At 66.2% G+C, this 24,440-nt stretch carries 19 protein-coding genes and 1 tRNA gene; 10 read left to right on the top strand and 10 right to left on the bottom strand.

The features are described from left to right. Position 1: 1 nt before the first annotated feature. A tRNA-Val gene (locus tag BZF59_RS12945) sits at positions 2 to 76 on the top strand. Positions 77 to 142: 66 nt separating this feature from the next. Here BZF59_RS12945 and BZF59_RS12940 read toward each other — a convergent pair. From BZF59_RS12940 to BZF59_RS12925, 4 genes are all read right to left on the bottom strand, one after another. After that, on the bottom strand, positions 143 to 337 hold the full coding sequence (locus tag BZF59_RS12940; protein ID WP_086608670.1) for a hypothetical protein: 195 nt from the start codon (positions 335 to 337) through the stop codon (positions 143 to 145). Positions 338 to 340: 3 nt separating this feature from the next. Then, positions 341 to 1,042, bottom strand: coding sequence for an RES family NAD+ phosphorylase (locus tag BZF59_RS12935; protein ID WP_086608669.1), 702 nt, complete (start codon positions 1,040 to 1,042; stop codon positions 341 to 343). Beyond that, positions 1,039 to 1,452 (bottom strand): MbcA/ParS/Xre antitoxin family protein, encoded by a 414-nt coding sequence (locus tag BZF59_RS12930; RefSeq protein ID WP_245806153.1) that lies wholly within the window; start codon positions 1,450 to 1,452, stop codon positions 1,039 to 1,041. The genes BZF59_RS12935 and BZF59_RS12930 overlap by 4 nt, the downstream gene beginning before the upstream one ends. Before the next feature lie 548 nt (positions 1,453 to 2,000). After that, on the bottom strand, positions 2,001 to 3,104 hold the full coding sequence (locus tag BZF59_RS12925; RefSeq protein ID WP_086608668.1) for an OmpA family protein: 1,104 nt from the start codon (positions 3,102 to 3,104) through the stop codon (positions 2,001 to 2,003). A gap of 183 nt (positions 3,105 to 3,287) precedes the next feature. Here BZF59_RS12925 and BZF59_RS12920 point away from each other — a divergent pair, with 183 nt between their 5' ends. The 6 genes from BZF59_RS12920 to BZF59_RS12895 all read left to right on the top strand — a co-directional run bounded on the left by BZF59_RS12920 (position 3,288) and on the right by BZF59_RS12895 (position 11,887). After that, positions 3,288 to 5,459 carry a hypothetical protein gene (locus tag BZF59_RS12920; protein WP_158094324.1) on the top strand — a complete coding sequence of 724 codons (2,172 nt, stop codon included), beginning with the start codon at positions 3,288 to 3,290 and terminating at the stop codon, positions 5,457 to 5,459. Next, the gene (locus tag BZF59_RS12915; RefSeq protein WP_086608666.1) at positions 5,456 to 5,974 is read left to right on the top strand and encodes a hypothetical protein; all 519 of its coding nucleotides are present in this window, start codon (positions 5,456 to 5,458) and stop codon (positions 5,972 to 5,974) included. Before BZF59_RS12920 ends, BZF59_RS12915 begins: the two co-directional genes overlap by 4 nt. Positions 5,975 to 6,049: 75 nt before the next feature. Then, positions 6,050 to 6,601: an ECF-type sigma factor gene (locus tag BZF59_RS12910; RefSeq protein ID WP_158094323.1), complete on the top strand. Its 552-nt coding sequence runs from the start codon at positions 6,050 to 6,052 to the stop codon at positions 6,599 to 6,601. 136 nt (positions 6,602 to 6,737) lie between these two features. After that, positions 6,738 to 9,245: a serine/threonine-protein kinase gene (locus BZF59_RS12905; RefSeq protein WP_086608664.1), complete on the top strand. Its 2,508-nt coding sequence runs from the start codon at positions 6,738 to 6,740 to the stop codon at positions 9,243 to 9,245. A 155-nt stretch (positions 9,246 to 9,400) separates the two neighbouring features. Further along, positions 9,401 to 9,862: a hypothetical protein gene (locus BZF59_RS12900; RefSeq protein WP_086608663.1), complete on the top strand. Its 462-nt coding sequence runs from the start codon at positions 9,401 to 9,403 to the stop codon at positions 9,860 to 9,862. Positions 9,863 to 10,648: 786 nt separating this feature from the next. Continuing rightward, positions 10,649 to 11,887 carry an MFS transporter gene (locus tag BZF59_RS12895; RefSeq protein ID WP_086608662.1) on the top strand — a complete coding sequence of 413 codons (1,239 nt, stop codon included), beginning with the start codon at positions 10,649 to 10,651 and terminating at the stop codon, positions 11,885 to 11,887. 19 nt (positions 11,888 to 11,906) lie between these two features. Here the strand turns inward: BZF59_RS12895 and BZF59_RS12890 are convergent, their stop codons facing one another. The 6 genes from BZF59_RS12890 to BZF59_RS12865 all read right to left on the bottom strand — a co-directional run bounded on the left by BZF59_RS12890 (position 11,907) and on the right by BZF59_RS12865 (position 18,895). Next, complete coding sequence (locus tag BZF59_RS12890; protein ID WP_086608661.1) at positions 11,907 to 13,103, bottom strand: ABC transporter permease; 1,197 nt, start codon at positions 13,101 to 13,103, stop codon at positions 11,907 to 11,909. After that, positions 13,103 to 13,819 carry an ABC transporter ATP-binding protein gene (locus BZF59_RS12885; RefSeq protein ID WP_086608660.1) on the bottom strand — a complete coding sequence of 239 codons (717 nt, stop codon included), beginning with the start codon at positions 13,817 to 13,819 and terminating at the stop codon, positions 13,103 to 13,105. Before BZF59_RS12885 ends, BZF59_RS12890 begins: the two co-directional genes overlap by 1 nt. An 11-nt stretch (positions 13,820 to 13,830) precedes the next feature. After that, entirely contained in the window at positions 13,831 to 15,129 is a 1,299-nt protein-coding gene (locus tag BZF59_RS12880; protein ID WP_086609204.1) for an efflux RND transporter periplasmic adaptor subunit, read from the bottom strand. A gap of 5 nt (positions 15,130 to 15,134) precedes the next feature. Continuing rightward, positions 15,135 to 16,607, bottom strand: a complete 1,473-nt coding sequence (locus tag BZF59_RS12875) for an efflux transporter outer membrane subunit (RefSeq protein WP_245806152.1) — start codon at positions 16,605 to 16,607, stop codon at positions 15,135 to 15,137. Positions 16,608 to 16,880: 273 nt separating this feature from the next. Then, on the bottom strand, positions 16,881 to 18,239 hold the full coding sequence (locus BZF59_RS12870) for a sensor histidine kinase (RefSeq protein ID WP_086608658.1): 1,359 nt from the start codon (positions 18,237 to 18,239) through the stop codon (positions 16,881 to 16,883). Further along, the gene (locus BZF59_RS12865; protein ID WP_086608657.1) at positions 18,239 to 18,895 is read right to left on the bottom strand and encodes a response regulator transcription factor; all 657 of its coding nucleotides are present in this window, start codon (positions 18,893 to 18,895) and stop codon (positions 18,239 to 18,241) included. Before BZF59_RS12865 ends, BZF59_RS12870 begins: the two co-directional genes overlap by 1 nt. A gap of 102 nt (positions 18,896 to 18,997) precedes the next feature. Here BZF59_RS12865 and BZF59_RS12860 point away from each other — a divergent pair, with 102 nt between their 5' ends. Genes BZF59_RS12860 through BZF59_RS12850 form a run of 3 tightly spaced genes read left to right on the top strand, consistent with a single transcriptional unit; the run spans position 18,998 to position 24,418 of the window. Next, entirely contained in the window at positions 18,998 to 20,071 is a 1,074-nt protein-coding gene (locus tag BZF59_RS12860) for an efflux RND transporter periplasmic adaptor subunit (RefSeq protein ID WP_086608656.1), read from the top strand. A gap of 10 nt (positions 20,072 to 20,081) precedes the next feature. After that, positions 20,082 to 23,192 carry an efflux RND transporter permease subunit gene (locus BZF59_RS12855; protein WP_086608655.1) on the top strand — a complete coding sequence of 1,037 codons (3,111 nt, stop codon included), beginning with the start codon at positions 20,082 to 20,084 and terminating at the stop codon, positions 23,190 to 23,192. After that, on the top strand, positions 23,189 to 24,418 hold the full coding sequence (locus BZF59_RS12850; RefSeq protein WP_245806151.1) for a TolC family protein: 1,230 nt from the start codon (positions 23,189 to 23,191) through the stop codon (positions 24,416 to 24,418). The genes BZF59_RS12855 and BZF59_RS12850 overlap by 4 nt, the downstream gene beginning before the upstream one ends. The last annotated feature ends 22 nt before the right edge of the window (positions 24,419 to 24,440 follow it).

The raw sequence follows: 24,440 nt of genomic DNA, 5'->3' as shown, positions 1-24,440 counted from the left end.
CGGGCGCGTAGCTCAGCGGTAGAGCACACCCTTCACACGGGTGGGGTCACAGGTTCAATCCCTGTCGCGCCCACCATCTTTTCAATGATTTGGGAAAGATGGTGCCAGTTTCCATGAAAAGACATGAAAAACGCGGTGTGAGCTAGAGACTCAAATTTCCGCTTCGGTTGCTGTCGAATGTCTCAATCAGGCTCAGCATCACCTGATTGTGCTTTTCCAACTGCCGCTTCAGATTGGCGATCAGCTCGTTGCTGCTGGAGAACGAGACGCGCGTATAGCCCAGCCCAGTCAGCCGCTGGACGAGGCCTTCTTCAAGCTGCGCTTCTGATTGGCTCATACGCTAGAACCGCAATTCGAAGACGGCTTCTTCGCCAGACTGGCGTTTGACGTAATCGATCGTCTCGCCATTCCAGTGATAGGCGTAGTGATCCCCTTGGACCGGGATTTTCACCACATCTGGCCAGAATGCTGCGAAGCATTCACCCCCAGCGCGCCTAACCGACGGGTAGACAATTCCATTACGCCCTGACTCTCTTTCCGCTCTCGCGAAGCTCTGAGGTTCAACATAGCTGTCTGGATTGAGCAGAGCGAAATTGTCGCCAGTACGTATGTCGGTGAGCTGGCGATCAATCGCTCCAACCAGCTCGCGCACCTGACTGATCCAGCCGGGTTCTTCTGGAGTGCGAGCATAATGCCTCGCCATATGGAAGGCGTGCTCGTGGATGGCCGTTTCCACGCTCTCGGCGGCATAATAAGCACCATAGGTGCCATCGGAGAAGCGCGACGGACGATCAGTCGTCACATGCGTGAACGAGGCCATGACGCAGCTTGCCCCCGGCCCACCCACCCGCCGTTCGACAGGCACGAGAGCGAGATTGCCGATCTCTTCGTAAATCCGGGGATTGGTCACCGCCTCGGCCTCGGCCAGCAGCTCCCAATCCCTCGGATCTGCAATGTCTTCGAACAGCGATATTGGCGGATATTGAGACAGGATCAAACGGTGCGTCCTCTCCCACTGGAGCTGGACCAGGGGGAATGTCACCAGCCGCCCCGCACCGAATCCAGATAGGTCCTGATCCGGCGAATATCCTCGATCCCGCCGCGCATCATGATGTCGAGCGCGCTCTGACCATCGAACAGATCATTGGGCGCACTGATCCAGCGATAACCGCGTACCGCATCGCTGTAGATGATGCGCAGTGCCTTGTGGATACCCAGCAGCAACGACATGCGGTCCGCCAGATCGCGGCCAGGGTTGCCATATTGGCCGCCCTTCCAGCGCCGGAAAGTCTTGGTGGAGATGCCGCCCATCAGGATTGCAGCCTGGGCATCAGACACGCCCCAGCGATCGAACAGCTGGATAATGGCGCGCTGCATCGCCTCCACTTGCGGCGGGGAATAGCCGCCATTTGGCGGGGCAGCGACATTCGGGCGTTCAACAAGGGTCAGCATTGGCTTTCTCCTGTCGCCACCCCTAGGACAAAAAGAGACAATTGTCTATCAATTTTGAATTCAGGGACATTTGACAGTGAACCAAGGAGCGCTCTTAACTCAATCCGGTCAGGCATTGGATGGGGCTCTCTCTTCGATTTCAGCCTCCGATTGGCTCAATCAGCTGTCCGTTTGGCGCGTTCTGGAGCTTCATATGACAATACGCAGCCGTCTGGAAATTGCCGGTAATGGGGCGGTTCCTCCGAAAGTTTGCGGGGGACTCCCCCCGCTGCCCAAGCTGACACACGTGCAAGATGCTGTCGGCAAAGGAAACCGATCCCGCAGATAATTCCCCCTCTCCATCCGATGATTTCTACTGCTTATGCAATCAATATTGAATAACAAAGGGCAAACTCGGATAAGTCTAGCGCAACATAATACATTTAATACTCCAAAAATATTGATGTGATTACGGCCATAAAGACTTAAGACTGCGCCAGTCCATTGGCGCTGATCGTCAAAATCCTCGTTATCTTTCGTTGATAATGAATTCGTTCGTTGGATAAAGATCAGTTTCTGACCAGCATAACCCGCCGGTTCTGCGCGCGGCCGGCTTCGGTGGCGTTGCTGGCGATCGGCTGGTTGCTGCCCATCCCGATCGCGCTCAAGCGCGAGCCATCCACGCCGCGCTCGATCAAGGCGTCGACGACGGCATTGGCGCGCTGGGCGGACAGGGTAAGATTGCCCGAGACGCTGCCGGTGCTGTCGGTATGGCCGACAACCTGCATGGTCAGCTGCGGCTGCGCGACCATCAGCGCGACAACCACATCCAGCTCGGCGTCTGATTCAGGGCGCAGGGTGTAGCGGCCCGTGTCGAAGAACACGCCCTTGAGGTTGACCTCGCCAGTGCGGTCGAGTTCAGCCGCCATCGCCGAGGGGTCGACGCCGACCATGTCGGCATCCATCTCTTTGGTCTGCAGCACATGGATGTTGGTTCGTCCGAAGCCGTTGCCCTCGCGGTAGACCAGGATCGAGACGTAGGCCGTCCCTTCCTGATACCGCAGCCGTCCAGTGAAATAACGCACGTCGGTGCCGTAGACCGTCATCCCGTTGGTATCGCGCACGTTGAGGATCCACTCGCGCGCGTTCGCGATCTCGTAATCGACCTGAAAGCCGCGCGCTTCGAGCGCCGAGCGATAATTGCGGATCAGTTCGAGCGTCGACCGACCCTTGGGATTATCATAGAGCAGCTTGGTCAGCGCGCCTTCAAGAACCTGGACCTCTGCCCTGCGACTGCGGTTCATGCCGATGATCCGGTTGTATTCGGTGTAGTCCTCGTAATCGCGGGTATTGAGGGTGGAACCGGGATAGGGTTCGATCAGGGTCGACGGCCCGCCCGGCGCGGCTGCTTCGCTCCCGGCCGCTTTTGCGGCAACCTGTGCCTTGCGCTCCGCACGGATGCAGCGTTTGTCGCCAAGCGCGCAACGGGTCGTGGAGCGGACTTCTTCTTCGACCTTGTCTTCCACCTCGGATGTGACTGCCCTTTCCACGCCCCGCTTGATGCGACCCAGCAGGCCTTGGGCCGACGCCTCGGTCGCGGCAGGTCCCGCCGTCAGGGTCGCTATGAGCGCCGCGGCTGCGAGCGCGCGTCGCATGGGTGACTTCCAGATCATATATGCCTCCTCTGCACCGACAGCCCCGCCGGCTCCTCTGCGAAGGCAAACGCGAATTCCGCGGAAATCCCGCCAAGACGATTACGTGGCGGAAAGCCGAGGCGAATTGCGTTGTGGGAATATGCAGCCGCAATTCGGGGGGTGAAGATGCAGCAAAGGCAAACCGGGAATCTCGCGATCATAATGGCTTGTCTCGCAGCATCAGCGGCCTGCCCGGCACTGGCGCAGGACATTCCCGATGGGGAGATGACCGATCTGGGAACTCCGGGAGAGGGCGAATTCGGCGCTGGGACTGGCGTCGCCGTTCAGGTGAGCGATGATGGAAGCACCGTCATGGGCTTCATTCGGCAGCCGGGCGGATCGGTGCGGCTGGTAATCTGGCGCAACGGCGTTCTGACGGACATCACCCCGGCGGATGGGTTCCTCAAAGATTTCTTGGTCACGAGCCCCTCGGTTCAGGGCCTGCCCATATTCCTGAGCGGCGATGGTTCGACCGTTTTGGGTGCCATGGATCGCACCGATGGCAACCTTGGTGTCCCGTTCCGGTTCCGAGACGGAACGACCATCAATATCGATCAGGCGATCATTCCTCGCGGCTTGAGCGCGGACGGCAATGTCGTGGTCGGCTCCACCTCGCTCGATATCCCGGATATGCAGGCCCGCTTTCTGGCTCGGGCCTTCCGGCTGGATGCCAACGGTTTGCAGATTCTCGATCCTCTATCGGGAGATACGTCCTCGGGCGGCTCTGCAATCAGCGCCGATGGACGGGTCACCGTCGGATTTTCTGCCACCGACAGCTCCGTCTCCGCTGTCCGGTGGGTGGGGACAAGTGTCGAAGACCTCGGGTCCGTCGGAAACCATGACCTTTCCGAAGCATTTCTGGTCAGCGCCGATGGCAGCGTGATTGCCGGGCGACTCTATTCCTTCAATCTGCCGCTTCCCAATCGCGGCTTTGTCTGGCGCGACGGGATAATGACCGATCTCGGCACGCTCGGCGGTGCGCAGACCTTCGTCGAGGCGATCAGCGCCGATGGTTCGACGATCATCGGCCGCAGCGAGCACACCAATCCCGCCGTTGATACGCCGGCACAGGGCTTTGTCTGGCGCGACGGGGTGATGCAGGAAATCGGTTACCTGCCCACGGATAACGCGCGCGGCGCCTATACCATTCCCCGCGCGGTCAGTGGCGACGGGCGCGTGATCGTCGGTGTCGCCAGAGCTCCCGTGACGCTCGAAGGCAACTTCAACGGTGTCGCCTTCCGCTGGGAGGACGGGGTGATCGAAAACCTCGGCACGCTGGGAGGCCACTCATCCTACGCGACCGACGTCAGCACCGATGGCACCACGATCGTCGGCTGGGCCGAAAACGCCGTCTTCGAGCGGCGCCCGTTCATCTATCGCACGCAGATGCAGGATTTCAGCAATCTGATTGCGTCCTTCGCGCGGCAGGCGGACGAGGCGGAGATCGTGGCGGAGCAACAGCAACTGCTGACCCGCCAGATCGGCGCGCGCACCTGCACCCCGGGCGAGGCCGGGTTCTGTCTGACGGCACGGGGCTTTGGCCTGCGGACTGCCGCCGATCAAGGCACCGGCATCGGACGCCGTTCCGCCGGTGCGATCAGCCTGCACGGCGCGGTACGCCTGTTCGAGGGTCTGGCGCTTGGCGCAGCTTGGGGCGAGGCGGACTCCGGCGTGCGCGGCGACCGGCAATCGGAGCGCACGCAGCGCGCCTGGTCGGTCTCGGCGGATCTCGGCGCAGCATCGCGCTGGGAGTCCGGGATCGGCGGCAGGCTCTGGTTTGCCCGTTCGACCAACCGGCTGGAGCTGACCCGCGGCGCGGGCTTCGAGAATGTCCAACCGCTGACTGGCACGGCGCGCCAGACCGGCAAAGCCTATGGCGCGGAAGCCCGGCTGGGGTTCGAAGCGTTCGGCGAAACGCCGCTGACGGCCCGGATCGCCGTCGCCCGCGCAACCACCAAACGCCGCGCCTATGCCGAAACCGGCGGCGATTACCCTGCCAGCTACGATGCGCTGTCGATCGATCGCACCATTGCTCAGGCGACCTTCGGCGCGGCGCAACCGCTCGGCCAGGGCACGCTGTGGTTCGAGCTGGGCGGCGAGACCGATCTGGAAAGCGATCCGGTGGTCGTCTCCGGGGCGTCAGAGATTCCGGGAATGGAGCGTTTCGCCATGCCGTCCGGTCTTGAGCGGCACAAGCTGCGCGGCACGATGATCGCAGGCTACGCGCTTCCGCTGGGGGCGCTCGATCTGGGGCTGGAGGTGTCGGCGGTCACGCCTGCCTATGGTGGCCGCTGGCAGACGGGCGTGTCGATCACCGTGGGGGCTGCGCTGTGAAGGCGGCGCGCAGATCAAGCGGGGCCGCGCGCCGCAGCGCCGTCCTCTCCTTCCGCCACGTCGGGCTCGCGCTCGGCCTGACCGCCTTGCTGTCCGGCATGGCAGCCAGCGCCGAGATTCCCGACAGCCGCGAAACTGTGCCGGTCGAACGGATCGACTGCGAGCCGCAGGAATTTGCCGAGATCACGCTCGCAGACCGGAAAATGACCATCCCCCGCGAGGCCGTCCCCGAAGGCATCGGTCGCGGGGCACCCGATGCGCCCGATTCCGATGTCGTGATCGCTTCGATGGTCGTCCCCGGCAAGGCGAAGGACGTGTCCACCCTCTACCGGTGTCTGCTGCAACAGAGCGGCTATGGCCTGGCCGCCGGCGAAAGGGGCGATACCGCGACGGTCTATTTCAACGACGGCATGGCGCTGTCCGGCCAGATCTTCGTCGGCCAGATTCTCGATGCGGCGGAAGACCTCACGCGCATCGTGATCGTGGCAAGAATCGAGCCCACAACAGGAAAGTGATCGGTCCGAAACTGCCAAGCATTGCCAATCCTTCGCGCCTCCATAAAGATGGGCGGGCAAGGATGGGGGTTTCGGATGGACAGCGAACACGATCGGGCGGAAGCCAGACCGCGCGATCTTGAACTCGATCGGGAGTTGCTGGCCGAAACCTACGATACGCTGCGGCGGATCGCATCGCGGCAGCTGGCACGCCGCGGGCCTGCGCCCTCGCTGAACACGACGCTGATCGTGCACGAAGCCTGGCTGAAACTGTCCACCGCCAGCACGCAGGGCTTTGCCGACCGGGATCACTATCTCGCCACCGCAGCGCGCGCGATGCGCCAGATCATCGTCGATCATGCACGGCGCAAGCTAGCCGACAAGCGCGGTTCAGGGGCTGTGCACATCCAGCTGGAAGATCACCTCAGGATTCCCAGCCAGCCCGACGTTGCCGTGCTCGAGGTGGAAGACGCGCTTGAAGCCCTCTCGGTGCTTGCACCCGATCTGGAAGCGGTGGTCGAATGCCGCTTCTTTGCCGGACTGACGGTGGATGAAACGGCACAGGCGCTGGGCCGTTCGGTGCGAACAGTCGAACGCCAGTGGACGCGCGCCAAAGCCTATCTGGCCGACCACTTCGCGGCCAGTTGACCGCTCGGGCCGAACTTCTGGCGGACATCGCCGCGCAAACGCGTTATTGTCCTGTGGCTCGCCGCGGGCCTGACGATGTCCCTGAAAATGCAAGTCGCGGCCTCTATGCGCGTCGCGGAGGAACGGTCTTTCCGCCATGATCCCGATCCTGAAACCCGGCAAGAATGTCACTGCGCAGCAGCTTGACCGGGCGTTCGACCGGATGCTGGACATCGCCGAGAACGAACGCGAGGCCTGGCTTGCGGACATTGCGCGCGAGCAGCCCGAACTGGCCGAGCGGCTGACCGTGTTGGCGACGCGGGAGCGCAGCAGCGCCGACCTGTTTGCGCGCCTTGGCGGCCAGCGGCTCGACATTCTCGATCAACTGGTGCCGGAAACCGGCGATATCACGCCCGATCCGCGCATAGGCAGCCGCTATGGCCCGTGGCTGGTCGAGCAGCATATCGGATCTGGCGGTCTGGCCGAGGTCTACCGCGTCGCGCGTGCCGATGGCCGTTATGAACAGCAAGCCGCGATGAAGATCCTGCGCAGCGGCCTGCTGGGAGGTCATGCGCGTGCCCTTTTCGCGCGGGAACGTCGGTTGCTCGCCAATCTCGATCATCCTGGTATCGTCCGGATCATCGATGGCGGCGAAACCGCCAGCGGCGCGCCGTGGCTGGTGATGGAACTGGCCCAAGGCGTTCCTATCGACCGCTATTGCGAGGAGTGCCGGCTGCCGCTGTCCGACCGGCTTGCACTGATGGTGCAGGCCGCCGAGGCAGTGCAGGCGGCCCACGGACGGCTGGTGCTGCACGGCGACATCAAACCTGATCACATCATCGTGCAGGGCGACGGCACCGTGCGGCTGCTCGATTTCGGTATCGCGCAGGCCCTCGACGAGAACGGCATTGGCCGTCCGGGAGATGGTTTCACGCCGCGCAGCGCCTCGCCCGAACAGCAACAGGCCGCACAGCTCACCGTGGCGAGCGATGTGTTCCAGCTCGGCATGGTGCTGAAGGACCTGTCCCTTTTGGCCCACGGCGGGCGAGGCCTTGCACCCGAGCTTTCGGCAGTGATCGCTGCCGCCACTGCGCCCGATCCCGCGGCGAGATATGCCACGGCAGGAGCCTTGGCGAATGATCTGCGCGCCGTGATCGCGGACCGGGCACCAATGGTGCGTCCGGATGCCCCGATCCCCGCGCTCCTGCGTATGGCGCGTCATCACAAACTGGTCGCGGCGCTGGCCCTCATGGTCGTGACGGGGGCCGCAGGCTGGGGGATCACCGCGTCGCTTTCTGCCGCCGCAATCGACCGGCAGCGCAGTCTGGCGGTGGCCGCAGCCGACCGGGAAAAGCGTGGCAAGGACGCGCTGCTGACCCTGTTTCGTCGGGCCGATCTGCTTGAGGCAGATAGCCTTGGCATCAAGCCCGAAGCCAGCATGGCAATGCTCGACAGCGCCCTCGCCGATGCCCGTGCGCGGCTTGGCGACGATCCGGCGATGCTCGCTGAACTTACAGGCTGGGCGGCACGCGGGCACGAACGCGCAGGCGATCTGCCCGGCGCGCTGAAACTGGCGCGGGAAGCCGAACGGCTGGCGGCCGGCGTTGCACGAAAAAGCCGGCCCGGCGGGCTCGATCATGCGGCGGCGCGCGCCTACCTTGGCCATATGCTCGCCAACTCCGGCCAAGCGAAGGCCGGTGCCGATTTGGTCGCCCGCAGCTTGGCCGATGCCAAAACCGCAGCCCCTGATGATCCGCTGCTGCTGGATCTGCTGTTATCGGCGGCATGGACCCACGAGGGCGAGTGGCAGGTGCAGCTACCGCTGTTCCGGCGTGCGCTTGAAGCCGCCGTGGCGCAGCGCAATGTCGCGGGCGAGATCGAAGCCCGTTCCGGTCTTGGCCGCGCGCTGTCGAACTTGGGCCAGGTTGAAGAGGCCCGCCGCGAACTCGTTGCCGGTCTTGATCTGACGCGCAAGCGGTTCGGCCCCGGTCATCCGCGGCTGGCACTGCCACTGTCCGACCTTGGCCGGATGGAAACGCTCGCCGGCAACCCGGCCAAGGCGGTCGACTGGCACCGGCAGGCGCTGGCGCTCAGCGAGAAGGCGCTGGGGCGCGATCATGCATCGACCCGCGCACATCGTAACAATCTCGCGATTGCGCTGGAGGCCTCGGGCGACCGCGCCGGGGCTAGCGCGGAACTTGCCAGGCTGCTGTCGGCCATTCCGGACAATCCCGAAAACGCCCTGAGCCGTGCGGAAGTCGCCCAGAACCTCGCCGCCTTGCTGGTCAAGCAGGGGCGTTATCGCGATGCCGAGGCGCCGCTCGCGCTCGCGCAGCGGACTTTTGCGGACCTGCTTCCGGCACAAAACCCGCGCCGGGCGTTTCCCTCGCTCACCCGCGCGCAGATGCGATTGGCGCAGTCGCGCTGGCAGGACGCCGCGGCCGACGCCAAGGGTGCGCTGGCCCACCTCTCGGCGACCTTGCCCAAAGGCCACTTTGCGATCGAAACGGCCCGGTGCCGCCTTGGGATGGCGCTGATCGGACAGGGGCGGCACGCTGAAGGCGGGCCGCTGGTGCGCGATGCGCTCGCCACGATGCGGGCCGCGCAAAGCCCGGTGCCGGCCGAATACCTCGCCCCCTGCGCCAAGGCCGCCACACGTCTCTGAAAGCGGCGTGGGACAGGGCCGCAATGAAAATGGCGGGTTTTCAGCCCGGTTTGCGTCTCCGGAAGTGAGCAGCGGAGCCCGTTCGGCTCGCGTTGCCAATCGAGGAGATTCGCATGGCCTTTGCAATTCAAGATGCCACATCCGCCCGTGGACTGATGATCCTGCTTGCGCCTGCCTTGTTGCTGGCGGGCTGCGACAGCGGCAGCGCATCCGCCGATGCGGGCGCATCGGGCAGTCCCGTCACAGCCAGCAAGTCTGGTGACGCGCTTGGGTCGGTCAATCTGCCGCGCCCCGATTGGCTGCCTGCGGATTTCCCATTGCCGGCGGATGCACACATCACCATCGTGTCCACCAACACCAACACGACGCCCAAAATGTTCCAGTTGCAGGCGCGCACGATGGCGGAAAAGGACGTATTCATGGCCGATGCCATGCGCTGGGCCGAAGCCCGCGGCCTGCACCCGGTCGACGAAGGCAGCAACGTCAAACTCGATAGTGCGTTCAGTATCATGTCGTTCGACGGCGTGCAGTTCAGCCCCAGCAACATGCAGGTGACCGACGAAGGCGGGAAATACCGCCGGATCATCCTCTCCGTCGTCGGGCCTCCGTGGGAATAGCCGGGGCACTTCACTGCATCCGCTCCTTTCAGAACCCTCACCGGTTGAAGGATGTGAGTCACTTCACAATTTGATCGTCGCCATTTCATCGCCGTTGCCGCCATTGCGTCCCCGGCACTGGCGCAGCGTTCGCGGCGAGATACAGCGTCCCCCTCGGTTACCCTGCGGCTCGGCTCGCCCGAGCGCCTGATCGGCCAGTATCCGCGGCAGATGCGACGCTTATTGCTGGCGGGCCCGACAGTCGGCGTGACCATTCCGGACGCTGCACATAGCATGGCGAGCGCCAAGATCGTGCTGCATGCCGTCCCGATCGAGCGGGGAGGGGTTGCGGACAGCTGTGCCTCAAGCCCCATCGCCGTTTCGGGCGGTCAGGCGCGCTTGGCAGGCGATACATTTCAGCCCCGAGGGAGTTAGATTTCGCGAGAGAATGACACGGGCCAATTCCAGCCAAATGGCGATGCTCGCCAGCGCCTTCTCGGTATCTTCGCGTACAAGGTGCCCGGTAGCTGCGCCACCTCGAGGATGGGCAGGCGGGCGCGGATCAGATCCGTGATTACGCTATGGTGCAGGGTTTAGCCTGCGCCTTCGATTGTCGCCTTAACCCGCGCCCGAACGTCACCGTCTCTGTGATCCTTCATCCCGACATAAGGACGCGCAACTGCGCGCCGCGGCGTGAGCCGGTTTGCATAGCGAGAATCCATCGCGCAGGCGGTGTTTCAACCTTCGACGAAGCGCCAGCGCCACTCCCCGCGTGACATCCGCGAAAGACGGTGCAATCTTCTGAATATGAGGGGGAAAAGCTCGCATATTCTGGCGGCGGTTGCGTTCATCGTCTTCGTTGACATGCTGGGCATCGGGCTGATCCTGCCCGTCATGCCGCGGCTGATCGGCGAGATCGCGCAGACCAGCCTTGATCGCTCCGCCGAGATCGGCGGATTGCTCACCTTTGCCTATGCCGGAATGCAGTTCCTGTGCGCGCCTTTCATCGGCGGGCTGAGCGACCGGTTCGGGCGGCGGCCGGTGCTGCTGACGACGCTGTTCCTGCTCGCGCTCGACTATGCGGTCATGGCCTGGGCGCCGACGCTGGCATGGCTGGTGGCGGGGCGGATGCTGTCAGGGATCATGGGGGCAAGCTGGGCCGCGGCCAATTCCTGCATCGCCGATTGCATCCCGGCGGAAAAGCGCGGCGGGGCCTTCGGGATGCTGGGCGGCGCGGGCGCGGCGGGCTTCGTGCTCGGCCCGGCGCTGGGCGGGATCGCGGGCGAGGTGGGCACGCGCGCGCCCTTTGTGATCGCGGCGAGCCTTGCAGCGCTCGGCGTTGTCGGGGGCCTCGTGTTCCTGCGCGAGACCCTACCGCCCGAGCGCCGCCGCGCCTTCGACCCGGCCCGCGCCAACCCGCTGGGCGCACTGATCCAGATGGCGCGCACGCCTTTCGTGCTCTCGTGCCTCGTGGTCGCCTTCTTCATGCAGATGGCAGCGCAGGCGCAGATGTCGATCTGGGCCTATTGGGGTGAGCTCGAATTCGGCTGGACGCCCACGATCAGCGGGCTGACGGTATCGCTTTACGGCGTGCTGATCGGCACGGCGCAGGCTGTGCTGACGGGCAAGAGCATCGCCCGCTTCGGCGCGGCGAACACCGCGCGCTACAGCCTGCTATTCGGCATCCCCTCCTATCTGCTTTTGGCCTTTGCCACCGGCACGCCGATGGTGATCGCCGCGATCATGGTGGGCGCGCTGACCGGCATGACCTTCCCCGCGATGCAGAGCCTCATGACGATGCGCGTGAGCGAGGACGCGCAGGGCGAATTGCAGGGCGCGATCGCGAGCACGATCAGCCTCACCTCGATCATCGGCCCGGTGATGATGACGCAGATCTTCGGCCATTTCGCCGACGACAAGGGGCTGTTCTTCCCCGGCGCGCCCTACCTCGTTTCGCTTGCGCTGCTGACGGTGGCGATCGGGCTGCTGTGGCGCTCGATGAGCGGTATCGGACAGGTGCCAGCCGCTACGGGCGTAACGGGCTGACGCCCGGGCCCCACCCCGATTATTCGTGCCGCAGCGCGTCGATCGGGTCGAGTTTCGAGGCGCGGCTCGCCGGATAGTATCCGAAAACGATCCCCATGCTCGCCGCGAACATGAAGCTGACGATGTTGATTACCGGATCGAACACGAAGGGCACGTCGATCGCCGAGGCCAGCCCGAACGAGGCGACGAAGGCGAGTGCGATCCCCGCCAGACCTCCCAGCGCGCAGAGCACTACGGCCTCGGTCAGGAATTGCAGCCGCACCTCGCGCGCGAGGGCACCGATGGCGAGGCGGATGCCGATTTCGCGGGTGCGCTCGGTGACACTGACCAGCATGATGTTCATGATCCCGATCCCGCCCACCAGCAGGCTGATCGAAGCGATAACCGCCACCATCGCGGTCAGCGCCCCGGTCGCCGCGCCCAGCGCCTGATTGACCTGCGCGGTGTCGATCACGTTGAAATCATTCGGCTCCTCGCCCTGCAACAGCCTCCGTTCGCGCAGCAGGCCGACAAGCGAATCCTGAATCACCGGGGCGGCATAGGCCGCGTCATACTTGACCACGAAGTAATCGAGATTGTCGTTGCCGCGGAAGCGGCGCTGCACGGTCTTCAATGGCATATAGACCGTATCGTCATCATCCGACCCGCCGCCGCCCTGACCGCGTTCCTCGACCAGACCGATCACCTGACACGACACATCGCCCAGCCGCATCTGCGATCCGACCGGGCTGACGGTGGGGAGGAAAATCGCCTCGCGCACCTTAGTGCCGAGCAGGCAGACATTCTTGCCCCCCGCCTCTTCGTCGGTGGAGAAGGCGCGGCCATCCTCGATGTCGATCGACTGGGCCTCGAAGAAGGCATTGTTGACGCCCTGCACCCGCGTGTCCCAGTCCTGCCCGTTGTTGAAGGCGGTGGTGCTCGCCCCGACACTGCCCGCCGCCAGCTTGACCCCGGCGATCTGCTGTTCGACCGCGCGCACATCGTCCTCGTCGAAGGGGCGGATCGTGCCGCGCGTGGTGCGCACCGGGAAAACGATGAAATTGCTCGCGCCGAGCGAGGAGATTTCCTCCTGCACCGAAGCGGTCACGCCGTTGCCCAGCGTCACCATCGTCACCACGGCGGCGACACCGATGATGATGCCGAGCGTCGTCAGGATCGAGCGCAGGATGTGCCGCCGGATTTCGCGCAGCGCGAGGAGGATCGTCGTGCCGAGCATCAGGCGAGGCTTTCCGCGGTGGCAAGCGTGCCGCGCTCGATCCGCTCGACCAGCCCGTCGCGGAAGCGCACGATGGTGCCGGCATAGGCCGCCATGTCTTCCTCGTGCGTGACCATCAGGATCGTGATCCCTTCCGCGTTGAGCTGCCGCAACAAGAGCATGATCTCGACCGAACGTTCGGAATCGAGGTTGCCGGTGGGCTCGTCGGCGAGCAGCACGTCGGGCTCTGTCACCAGCGCGCGGGCGATGGCGACGCGCTGCTGCTGGCCGCCCGAAAGTTCGGCGGGGGTGTGATCGGCCCAGGGCCCCAGCCCCACCTGATCCAGCGCCCGCATCGCCGCCTTGCGCCGCGCCGCCTTGGCCTCACCGCGATAGACCAGCGGCAATTCGACATTCTCCAGCGCGGTGGTGCGCGCCAGCAGGTTGAAGCCCTGAAACACGAAGCCGAGATAGCGCCGCCTGAGCAGGCTCCTTTGATCGCGGTCGAGCTTCTGCACCTCCACCCCGCGGAACCGGAACACGCCGCCGGTCGGCACGTCGAGGCAGCCGAGGATGTTCATCGTCGTCGACTTGCCCGATCCCGATGGCCCCATCACCGCCACGAACTCGCCGCGCGAGATGGTGAGATCGACGCCCTTCAGCGCCTGAAACGCCGCCGCCCCGGTGCCGAAGGTCTTGGTGATTCCTTCCAGCTGGATCAGCGGCCCGCCCGTCATTGCGCCCCCTTTCACTGGCTAGGCGCCTTGACCCCGGTGACGACCTTCATGCCGGGCTTCAACTCCTTCGATCGCACCACAGTGAGCCGTCCGTCGCTGCGGCCGGTGGTGACTTCGATCACCTTCAGCGTGCCGTCCGCCTGCAACACCTGCACCTGCTGACGGCTGCCTTCGCCGATGGTGGCCTGCTGCTTGCCGTCTTCCAGTCCGATCTGCGGATTGAACACCCCGCCGCCTTCCTCGGCCTTTTCGTCCGGGCGGAAGCGAAGGGCCGCGTTGGGCACCAGCAACGCGGTGCCGGTGTTCTGCGTCTCGATGGTCGCGGTCGCGGTCATGCCGGGGCGCAGCAGGCCCTCAGGGTTGCGGACATCGAGCCGCGCTTCGTAGCTGACCACCGAACTGCCCGCTGCCGCCGCGCCGGTCGCAGATCCTTCGACCGTGCCTTTGGAAGCCAGATCGACCCGTTGCAGCGTCGCCGGGAAGCGGCGGCCGGGATAGGCATCGACGGTGAAGGTCGCATCCTGCCCCGGCTTGACCTGCCCGACATCCGCCTCGTCGATCGCGACGCGCAGCTGCATTTCCGACAGGTCCTCGGCGATCACGAACAGGGTGACGGTGTTGAAGCTAGCGACCACGGTCTGCCCCGGCTCGACCCGGCGGGCCAGCACCACGCCGGTGACAGGCGCGCGGATCACCGCACGGCTGCGGGTGGTGAGATTGGCCTTGAGCGAGGCTTCGGCGGCCTCGATATTGGCGCGCGCCGAGGCGAGCGACGCGCGGTCGCGCTGCACGGCGGCTTCGGCCTGTTCCAGCTCGATCTGCGAGGGCACCCGCCCGCCGGACAGCCGCCGCACTTCCTCGAGCCGTTTCAGCTGCACCGTGTCGATATCGAAGGTCGCCTTCGCCTGACCCAGCGCGGCCCGCGCCGCATTCACGTTGGCGCGCGACTGGGCGATCTGCTGGTCGATGATCTCGGTGTTGATGACCGCGATCACCTGTCCCTTGGTCACGCGGTCGTTCACGTCGACCAGCACGGAATCGAGCGGCCCGGTCACTTCTGCGCCCACTTCGACCTGATTGGTCGGGCGCAGGTTGCCCGTCGCCGTCACCGACAGCGCGAGCGAGGCCTGAGTCACGGGTTCGGTGATGTAATCGGGCCCCGGCGGATCGGCGGTGCAGCGCGAAATGAGCAGCACCAGCACGATCAGGATCAGCGCGGGCAGCCAGTATTTCATCCACCGCCGCCAGCGCGGGCGCGGCTTGGTGCCGAGGAATTCGTCCATTTCCGGTGCCTCGTCCGGTTTGCTCATGTCGATCAAGTGCCGGGCTCCCCTGCGGATGAATTGATGGCTGCGCCCTCGGGCACGGACCAGCCGCCGCCCATGGCCCGGGCGAGCGCGATGAAAGCCTGCGCGCGTGAACCTTGCGCGCTCACCAGCGCGGTGCGTGTGTTGAGCAGCTGGCTTTCGGCGACGAGTAGCGTCTGGAAGTCGATCAGCCCCGCCTGATACTGGCTGCGCGCCAGGATCGCGGCGTTCTGCGCGCCGTCACTCGCCTCGATCAGCGCGGCAACGCGGGTGTCGCTGGCGTCGAGATCGACCGCGGCGCTTTCGACCTCCTGAAGCGCGGTGAGAATGCTCTGCCGCCAGAAGGCGAGCGAGCCGTCGGCATTGGCGCGCGCGGCGTCGATCTGCCCGCGGGCGCGGCCACCGTCGAAAATCAGCTGCGAGAGACTGGCAAAGACATTGCCGGTGACGATGTCGAACAGATCGCCCACATTCGTGCCGCCGGTGCCGATCGTGCCGGTCAGCCGCGCGAAGGGCAGCAGCTGCGCGCGTGCGACACCGACGCGGGCGAGATCGGCGGCAAGCCGCGCCTCGGCCGCGCTCACATCCGGGCGGCGGCGCAGCGTATCGGCGGGCGCGGCGATGGTGACGCGCGCAGGCGGCACGGGAACGGCGAGGGGGTTCTCGGTCAGCGCGGCATAGACCCGGCCCGGCGGCTCGCCGATCAGGGTAGAGATCGCATTGGCGACCGCGACGAGATTGCTTTCGAGCTGCGGGATCGAGGCGGCGGTCTGCGCGCGCTGGGTGCGCGCCTGCTCGACATCGAAGCTCGCCACCAGCCCCGCCTGATTGCGCCAGCGCGCGATCTGGAGATTGTCGTCCTGCACCGCCAGCGCCTCGCGCGCGATGGCAAGCTGTTCGGCCAGCGCTCGGGCCGAGACCGTCTGGCTCGCCACCTGCGCGGTGATCACCCGTTCGAGATCGCCGAGCGAATAGCCCGCCGCTTGCAAGTCGCTGCGCGCGGCATCGCGCGTCGCGTCGATGCGGCCGAACAGATCGGCTTCCCACTGCACATCGGCGCCGAGCGAAAGCTGCACGCCGTCGCGCGCCAGATCACCGACATCGCGCTGCGCGCCGCCGCTCGCCGTGACTGAGGGGAGGAAGCCCGCCTCGGCCTGCCGCAGCCCGGCGCGCGCAGCCCTGAGCCGTGCAGCGGCCTGCGCAAGATCGAGGTTCTCGGCCTGCGCGCGTTCCACAAACTGAGCGATCAGCGGATCATCGAGCATCGCCCAATAGCGGTCGAGCGCAACCGTGGCCTCGCCCGGCGGCGCGAGCACCCACCGCTCAGGGATCGGTTGAACGCTGGCCATCGCAGGCGGCTCGGCGCGGGAGATGGCGCAGCCGCCAAGCGCAGGTGTCAGCGCAGCCAGCAGCACCGCAGCATAGAACGCTCGCGTGTTCAGCCTGCCCGATGCTCCATCCCGATGACGGTCACGATCCAAATTGCGCCCCCTTCTGTCGTCGAAGGCCGGCCCGTGCGATGCGATCCACACCCGGTCGGAACTGCGACAGCTGCCTATTGGGTAGCGGCTACCGCTCGCCCGCACAACGCGCATTCGTCGAGACAGCTTGTGCCACCGTCGATGAAGAGACTGAAATAAACGGAATGTCTGCGGGTTGATCAGGGGTCTGGCGAGGACCGCATTGCGGCCAATCGGTTGAAGCAGGCGGCACGAGACGGCTTCGCCCGCTCCGCGCGTTCAGCCTGCGCTGCTCTACTCTCCAGACGTGGAAGGATAGTGCAGCCGCGCCACCAATCCGCCTGCGCCATTGGCGAGGGTGAGCTCGGCCCCCATCGCGTCGCACAGATCGCGGGCGATCGCGAGACCCAGTCCCGACCCTGCGACCTCGGGATCGAACCGGGTGCCGACGGCAAAGGCCTGCGGGATCTGCGCTTCGGGAATGCCCGGCCCGTCATCGGCGATGGCGACCGTGCAGCCACCGGCATGGGGCTGGTCGATGCTGATCGTGACCTCGCTGCGGGCCCACTTGCCGGCATTGTCGAGCAGGATCGAAAGCACCTCGGTATAGTCGACCGGGTCGAGCGGCAGCACCGCGCGCTGATCGCTGCCCGATACGAGGGTGAAGCGCTTGCCCGGATGCAGTCGCTCCATCGCCCGCAGGATCGGCAGCACGACATCGGGCAACACCACCCCGCGCCCCGAGGGCTTCCTGCCCGCGCCCGACCGCGCACGGGCGAGCTGATATTCGATCTGCTGTTCCATCGCGCCCGCCTGATCGAGCAGCACCGCGCCTGCCGCCCGGCTGTCATCGTGCTGGGCCAGCCGCTCGGCCTCGTCAGTGATGATCGCGAGCGGGGTGCGCAGGCAATGGGCGAGATTGCCCGCCTGCACCCGCGCGCGCGCAATCATCGCCTCGTTCTGGCGGATATAGGCGTTGAGATCGGCGGCAAGCGGCGCGATTTCGGCCGGATAGCGCCCCTCCAGTTCTTCCGTCTCGCCATGGCGCAGCCGCGCAAAGGCGCGCGCGAGCCGGTCGAGCGGCCTCAGGCCGAAGGAGATGATCGCAAAGCCGGTCGCCAGCAGCAGCGCGGCGAGTGCCGCCAGCCACGCGGTCAGATCGCGGGTGAAGCTGTTGATCAGCCGGTCAAGCTCGCTCTGGTCGGTGGAGATGACGAAGTGGATGTCCTCCCCCGCCGGGCCCTTGCGGGTATAGCCATAGGTGATCGCCGGGCCGGTCGGGCCGCTGTTCAGCCGGTGCAGGATTTCGGGCGAATGGGCGATGCTCTCATCGAGCCTGCCGCGCGTCATCGATGCCGAACGCAGCGGCGCGCGCCCCTCTGCCGTGACCTGCCAGTAGAAGCCCGAAAGCGGCTCGGCATAGCGCGGATCGGACAGCGGGCGCGATAGCACGATCCTGCCGTCCGGGGCGATTTCCGTGAGGCCGCCAAGCTCGCGCACGTGGACTTCCAGTTCCTCGTGATAGGATTGCTCGACGTGATGGCTGAAGATCCTCACCGCGGAAAACCAGATCGCGCCGATGCCGAGCAGCACCCACAGGCTGACCGCCAGCAGGAACCGCAGCCTGAGACTGCCGGGGACAGGCCAGCGCATCACTTGTCGAACCTGTAGCCGTGACCGCGCAAGGTGGTGATGCGCGTCCGCCCGATCTTGCGGCGCAACCGGCCGACAAGGACTTCGACCGTATTGGGCTCGCGCTCGTCATCCAGCGCATAGAGATCATCAAGGATATCGGTCTGCGACAGCACCTGCCCCGCGCGGCGCAGGAACAGGTGCAGCAGGCGGAATTCCTGCCGGCTGAGCGCCAGCGGCGCGCCCGCCAGCGTGGCGGTGCGCGCGACCGGATCGAGCGCCAGGTCGCCCGCCGCGATGGTGGTGGCACGGGTGCCCTGCTGGCGCCGGAACAGCGCGTTGAGGCGCGCGAGCAATTCCTCGAAGCGCACCGGCTTGACCACGAAATCATCCGCGCCCGCGTTCAGCCCTTCGACCTTGTCCTGCCAGCTGCCGCGCGCGGTGAGGATCAGGATCGGGGTTTCTAGCCTTCGGTCGCGCCAGTGGCGCAGCAGATCGAGCCCGCTGCCATCGGGCAGGCCGAGGTCGAGGATCACCGCCCCCATGCGCCCGACATCGGGCCAGTCCTCGGCCTCGGACCGGCTGGTCGCCAGCTCCACGGCAAAGTCGGCAGCGCGCAGCCGCTCGGTCAGGCGGCGGCCGAGTTCGGGATCATCTTCGACAACGAGAAGGCGCATGGCGTGCCGGCCCCTTTCCGCCGCCGCTGATGGGCCATCAAACTGACAACAAGCTGCCAGACTGGCAAGTTCCTGTCAGCTTGGCGCGGCAAAGCGGGCGGCATGACACCGCACCTCATCACCCGCCTAGCCCCGCTTGCCATGCTGACTGCTTTGCCCGCCTGTTCCTCCCCCCCTGCGGAACAGGCCGGTGATCAGAAGGCTCAGGCCGACGCGGGCGCCGGGCTGGCGATCGAGTCCGTGGCCGCAAGGGAGGTCGATAACGTCCCCCTTGGCAGCGTTCCCGGCACCATCAGCCTCCCCCCCGAGGCCCGGGTTGCGGTCACTGCGCCTTTCGCGGGCGCGGTGGTGCGGGTCTATGTGATCGAAGGCCAACCGGTCGCGCGCGGTCAGGCGCTGGGGCTGGTGCGGGCGGCAGAGCCGGTCGCCATCGGCGGCGACCTCGCCCGCGCCCGCAGCGCCGCAGCGCTCGCCGAAGCACGCTCCAAGCGGCTGACGCAGCTGGCTGACGAGGGCGTTATCGCCGAGGCCCGCGCCGACGAAGCGAAAGCCGAGCTTGAACAGGCCCGCGCCAGCGTGGCGCAATTCGCGCGGATGGCCTCGCTCGGCGGGGTCGGCGCGGACGGCTCCATGACCTTGCGCGCGCCGATTGCCGGGCGGATTGCCCATGTCGGAGTGGAAACCGGCGGCGGGGTCGATACCGTCACCGCGCCCTTCGTTATCGAGGCTGCGGGAGCCTACCAGATCGAACTGCAATTGCCCGAACGCTTCGCGCAAGCGGTGCGCCCCGGCATGGCGGTGGAGATCGCACTGGGCGAAGGCGGCGCAAAGCCGGGCGGCGGCAAGATTATCGCGGTGTCCCCCTCGCTCGATCCCGCCACCCGGTCGGTCATGGCACGGGCCAGCATCGGCGCGGCGCCGGGCGTGATCGCAGGGCGCAATGTCACCGTCACCATCCTCGGCGAGGGGCGCGGGATCGCCGTGCCGGACCGCGCCGTCACCCGCATCGGCGACACGGATCATGTCTTCGTCCGCAAGGGCGAGCTTTGGGAGAAACGCGCGGTCACGGTCGCTTCGCGCGGCGGGGGGTTGGCGGTGCTGTCCAGCGGGATCGGTGCAGGAGAGGTGGTCGCCGCCAGCAGCGTCGCCGAACTCAAAGCCATGAACGCGGAATAGGCGCAAACCCATGCTCAACACACTCGTCGAACGCGCGCTCGCCTCGCGCCTTGCCGTCATCGGCCTTGCCGCATTGCTGGCGGGGCTGGGCGCATGGTCGTTCCTGAACCTGCCGATCGATGCCTTTCCGGATATCAGCACTACGCAGGTCAAGATTATCCTCAAGGCTCCCGGCATGACCCCGGAAGAGGTCGAAAGCCGGGTCGTCACCCCGATCGAGATGGAAATGCTCGGCATACCCGATCAGACCGTGCTGCGATCGGTCGCCAAATATGCGATCGCCGATATCACCATCGACTTCACTGACAGCACCGACATCTACTGGGCGCGCCAGCAGGTGGGTGAGCGGCTGAATGCGGTCATGGCCGATCTGCCGCCTGGGGTGGAAGGGGGCCTTGCGCCGATTTCGACCCCGCTGTCCGAGATGTTCATGTTCACGCTCGAAGGGCCGCAGAGCCTCGCCGAAAAGCGCCGGGTGCTCGACTGGACGATCCGCCCTGCCCTGCGCACCGTGCCGGGGGTGGCGGATGTCAATTCGCTCGGCGGCTTTGCCGAAACCTTCGAGGTCGCGCCCGACAGCGCTGCGCTGGCCGCCGCCGGGCTCAGCACTGCCGATCTGGCCGCCGCGATCGAAGCCAGCAATCGCAATGACGGCGCGGGCCGCCTGCGCAGCGGCGAGGAAGCGCTGATCGTCCGCGCGACGGGCGCGATCCGCAATCTCGATGATCTCGCCGCGGTGGTCGTGCGCAGCGCCAATAGCGCGGTGGTGCGCGTGGGCGACGTGGCGCAGGTGCGCACCGGCAGCCTCACCCGCTACGGCGCGGTCAGCAAGAACGGCACGGGTGAGGCGGTGCAGGGCCTCGTCATAGCCTTGCGCGGCGCCGACGCGGCCAAGGTGGTCGCGGGCGTCAAGACGCGGCTGGACGAGATCAAGCCCAGCCTGCCGCCCGGCATGAGCATTGCCGTGTTCTATGACCGTTCGGACCTCATCACCCGCGCGGTCGGCACGGTGGAGGATGCACTGCTCGAGGCGACCGTGCTGGTAGTGATCCTGCTGCTGCTGTTCCTCGGCGATGTGCGCGCGTCGTTGATCGTCGCGCTGGCACTGCCGATGGCGGTGCTGCTGACCTTCATCTTCATGCGCGCCATCGGCCTTACCGCCAACCTCATGAGCCTCGGCGGGCTGGCCATTGCGGTCGGCATACTGGTGGATGGCGCGGTGGTGGTGGTCGAGAATGTGGTCGAACGCCTGTCCGATCCCAAACACGCCTCCTCCGGCAAGCTCCACAATGTCTTCATGGCCGCAGCCGAGGTCGCCAAGCCGGTTGCCTCGGGTCTTGCGATCATTGCGATCGTGTTCCTGCCGCTGCTCACGCTCGAAGGGCTGGAGGGCAAGCTGTTTGGCCCGGTGGCGCTGACTATCGTGCTCTCGCTCGCCTCGGCGCTGGTGCTGTCGCTGACGCTGGTGCCGGTGCTGGCGTTCTACCTCCTCAAGGTGAAGGTGGACGCAGACGGGCACCATCACGAACCCTGGCTGATGCGGCAGCTATCCCCGCGATACCATGCGCTGCTGGAAGCGGCCTTTGCGCACAAGCGCCGGGTGTTTGCCGTGGCGGGTATCGGTCTTGCGCTCGCCGGGGTGGCCTACACCATGACCGGCAAGACCTTTCTGCCGGTGATGGATGAAGGCTCGGTGATCGTGCAGCTTACCAAGCTGCCCTCGATCGCGCTTGATCATTCGGTCGAAGGCGACCTCAAGGTGCAGCGCGCAATCCTTGGCCAGGTGCCCGAGGTCGAGGCGGTGATCGCCCGCGTAGGATCGGACGAACTGGGCCTCGATCCGATGAGCCCGAACGAGACCGACAGCTTCCTCAAGCTGCGCCCGCGCGAGGAATGGCGGGTGGCCGACAAGGAATGGCTGATCGGCGAGCTGCGCACGGTGATGGCACACTTCCCCGGCATCGAGCCGACGTTCACCCAGCCGATCGAAATGCGCACCTCGGAAATGCTGACCGGCGCGCGCGGCGACCTCGCGATCAAGCTGTTCGGCCCCGACACGGCCGAGCTTGCGCGGCTGGCGGGCGCGATCCAGACCCGACTGGAAGGGATCGCAGGCACCAGCGAGGCGATGACAGTCGCCAATGACCGGGTCGATTATCTGCTGGTCGATATCGACCGGGTCGCGGCAGGCCGGGTCGGCATGCCCGTATCGGACTTGCAGGACATGATGCGCGCGCAGGTCGAAGGGGTGCGCGCGGGCATGGTTGCAGACGGCGTGCGGCGGGTACCGATCGTGCTGAAAGGCGATGGCAGCGGCGCGCTCGACACGCAGCAATTTGCCGACCTCGTCTACCGCTCGCCCACCGGCCAGTTGGTGCGTGCCAGCGATGTCGCCACAGTGATGCGCTCGGAAGGGCCGGTGAAGCTCGAACACGAAAACGGATCGCGCTTTGCGATGGTGCAGGCCTTCGTCACCGGGCGCGATATCGTCTCTTACGTGGATGACGCCAAGGCCGACATCGCAGCCAACGTGCCGCTGCCGCAGGGCTACCGGCTGGAATGGGGCGGGCAGTTCGAAAACCAGCAGCGCGCCTCGGCCCGGTTGCTGGTAGTGCTGCCGGTGGCGATCGCGCTGATTTTTGCGGTGCTCTATCTCAGCCTCGGATCGGTGCGCGCGTCCTTGCTGATCCTCACCAACATCCCCTTTGCCGCGGTGGGCGGGATGATCGCGCTGGCGCTGTCGGGGGAATATCTCTCGGTCCCCGCATCGGTCGGCTTTATCGCCCTGCTGGGTATCGCGGTGCTCAACGGCCTCGTCATGGTGACCTATTTCCGCCAGCTGCGTGAAGGTGGGATGCCGCTTGCCGAGGCCGTTCGGCGCGGGGCGGAGCGGCGTCTGCGTCCCGTGCTGATGACTGCCAGCATCGCCGCCTTCGGCCTCGTCCCGCTGCTGTTCGCCACCGGGCCGGGATCGGAAATCCAGAAGCCGCTCGCCATCGTGGTGATCGGCGGGCTGGTGACCGCGACCCTGCTGACGCTGGTGCTGCTGCCGATCCTCTATGAACGCTTCGGCGAAGGACCCGCCGATCATGCCGACGAATTGCCGGAGGCCGCCGCATGATCCGCCGTCTCGCCAGCATGGCACTGACAGCCAGCGTGCTCGCCGCGCCGCTCGCCGCCGAACCGGGCCTGCCGCCCGAGGAGGCCGTCGCCGCCGCGCTGCTGGATCACCCCAGCGTCATCGCCGCCCATGCCCGGCTCGAAGCCGCCCGTGCCCGCGCCGAAGCGACCGGAAAGGGTTCTCATGAATTCACCGTGCAAGGCAGCTACACCCGGCGCGACGTGAACGGCGGGGCGGCATTCGATGAATATGACGCGCAATTGAGCCGCCCGATCCGCCTGCCGGGCAAGGCGCGGCTCGACCGCGAAATCGGCACGCAGAGCACTGCCGTCGCTGAAAATGTGGCTGAAGATGCCCGCCACGAGGCCGCGCTGCTGCTCGCCGCCCATTGGTTCGACTGGCTCTCCGCCTCGGCACAGGCCGAGGTCGACCGGGCGGCGGTGGCCAATTACGAAGCCGCACTGGCGGCGATCCAGCGGCGGCGCGACCTGCGCGATGCTGCGCAGCTTGACGTCGATCAGGCCGAAGCGGCACTGGCCGAGGCGCGCCGAGCGCTGGAGCAATCGTCCGGCCTCGCGGCATTGGCCCGCACCCGGCTGGCCGCGCAGTTCCCCGGCCTCGCCCTGCCGCAGCAGGCCCCCGAGGTGCCGCTCCCGGCGATGGCCGATGCGCGGCTGTCGCAGCTGGGCGATGAGGTGGTCGTGAACAGCCACATGATTGCCGCAGCCGAGGCTGAGAGTGCCCGCATGGCCGCCGTCGCCGACCGCGCGAAGGCCGACCGGACGGCTGACCCCACCATCGGCCTCAGGTTGTTCTCCGAGTTCGGCGGCCTGGAGCGCGGCGCGGGCGTGATCGTCAGCATGCCACTGGGCGGAGGGCACCGCCGTGCCGTTGCGGCCGAAGCGAGCGCCGGTGCCGCCGCCGCGCAGGCCGACGAACAGCTCGCCCGCTTCGATGTCGCCGAAACCGCCACCGCCGACGTAACCGAGGCGCGCTTTCGCATCGCCAGCTGGCAGCGCGCGCGCGAGGCCGTGTCCGGGCAGATGGCCGCGCTCGAAAAGCTGCGGCGCGGGAACCAGCTGGGCGAAATCGACCTCGCCGACCTGCTGCTGGGCGAGCGGATGGTCCATGATGCCTTCCGCCGCGAGGCCGAAGCGCGGGCCGAGGCGATGCGGGCGATCACCAAGCTGCGGATCGACGCGCATGACCTGTGGCTGGGGGACTGACGCCGCGCCGGTTGCAATTGGC

The sequence above is a fragment of the Erythrobacter donghaensis genome (assembly GCF_002155425.1).
GTDB classification, from domain to species: Bacteria; Pseudomonadota; Alphaproteobacteria; order Sphingomonadales; family Sphingomonadaceae; genus Erythrobacter; species Erythrobacter donghaensis.
The sequence above is the reverse complement of the archived record's forward strand: the minus strand, read 5'-3'. Positions and strand labels throughout refer to the sequence as shown.

What these genes read in the sequence shown, in the direction of transcription:
- BZF59_RS12940 (WP_086608670.1), bottom strand. Translation starts at nt 337, where the DNA reads ATGAGCCAATCAGAAGCGCAGCTTGAAGAAGGCCTCGTCCAGCGGCTG.
- BZF59_RS12895 (WP_086608662.1), top strand. Translation starts at nt 10,649, where the DNA reads ATGAGGGGGAAAAGCTCGCATATTCTGGCGGCGGTTGCGTTCATCGTC.
- BZF59_RS12860 (WP_086608656.1), top strand. Translation starts at nt 18,998, where the DNA reads ATGACACCGCACCTCATCACCCGCCTAGCCCCGCTTGCCATGCTGACT.
- BZF59_RS12925 (WP_086608668.1), bottom strand. Translation starts at nt 3,104, where the DNA reads ATGATCTGGAAGTCACCCATGCGACGCGCGCTCGCAGCCGCGGCGCTC.
- BZF59_RS12920 (WP_158094324.1), top strand. Translation starts at nt 3,288, where the DNA reads ATGGCTTGTCTCGCAGCATCAGCGGCCTGCCCGGCACTGGCGCAGGAC.
- BZF59_RS12880 (WP_086609204.1), bottom strand. Translation starts at nt 15,129, where the DNA reads ATGAGCAAACCGGACGAGGCACCGGAAATGGACGAATTCCTCGGCACC.
- BZF59_RS12890 (WP_086608661.1), bottom strand. Translation starts at nt 13,103, where the DNA reads ATGCTCGGCACGACGATCCTCCTCGCGCTGCGCGAAATCCGGCGGCAC.
- BZF59_RS12885 (WP_086608660.1), bottom strand. Translation starts at nt 13,819, where the DNA reads ATGACGGGCGGGCCGCTGATCCAGCTGGAAGGAATCACCAAGACCTTC.
- BZF59_RS12850 (WP_245806151.1), top strand. Translation starts at nt 23,189, where the DNA reads ATGATCCGCCGTCTCGCCAGCATGGCACTGACAGCCAGCGTGCTCGCC.
- BZF59_RS12870 (WP_086608658.1), bottom strand. Translation starts at nt 18,239, where the DNA reads ATGCGCTGGCCTGTCCCCGGCAGTCTCAGGCTGCGGTTCCTGCTGGCG.
- BZF59_RS12930 (WP_245806153.1), bottom strand. Translation starts at nt 1,452, where the DNA reads ATGCTGACCCTTGTTGAACGCCCGAATGTCGCTGCCCCGCCAAATGGC.
- BZF59_RS12910 (WP_158094323.1), top strand. Translation starts at nt 6,050, where the DNA reads ATGGACAGCGAACACGATCGGGCGGAAGCCAGACCGCGCGATCTTGAA.
- BZF59_RS12905 (WP_086608664.1), top strand. Translation starts at nt 6,738, where the DNA reads ATGATCCCGATCCTGAAACCCGGCAAGAATGTCACTGCGCAGCAGCTT.
- BZF59_RS12855 (WP_086608655.1), top strand. Translation starts at nt 20,082, where the DNA reads ATGCTCAACACACTCGTCGAACGCGCGCTCGCCTCGCGCCTTGCCGTC.
- BZF59_RS12900 (WP_086608663.1), top strand. Translation starts at nt 9,401, where the DNA reads ATGATCCTGCTTGCGCCTGCCTTGTTGCTGGCGGGCTGCGACAGCGGC.
- BZF59_RS12865 (WP_086608657.1), bottom strand. Translation starts at nt 18,895, where the DNA reads ATGCGCCTTCTCGTTGTCGAAGATGATCCCGAACTCGGCCGCCGCCTG.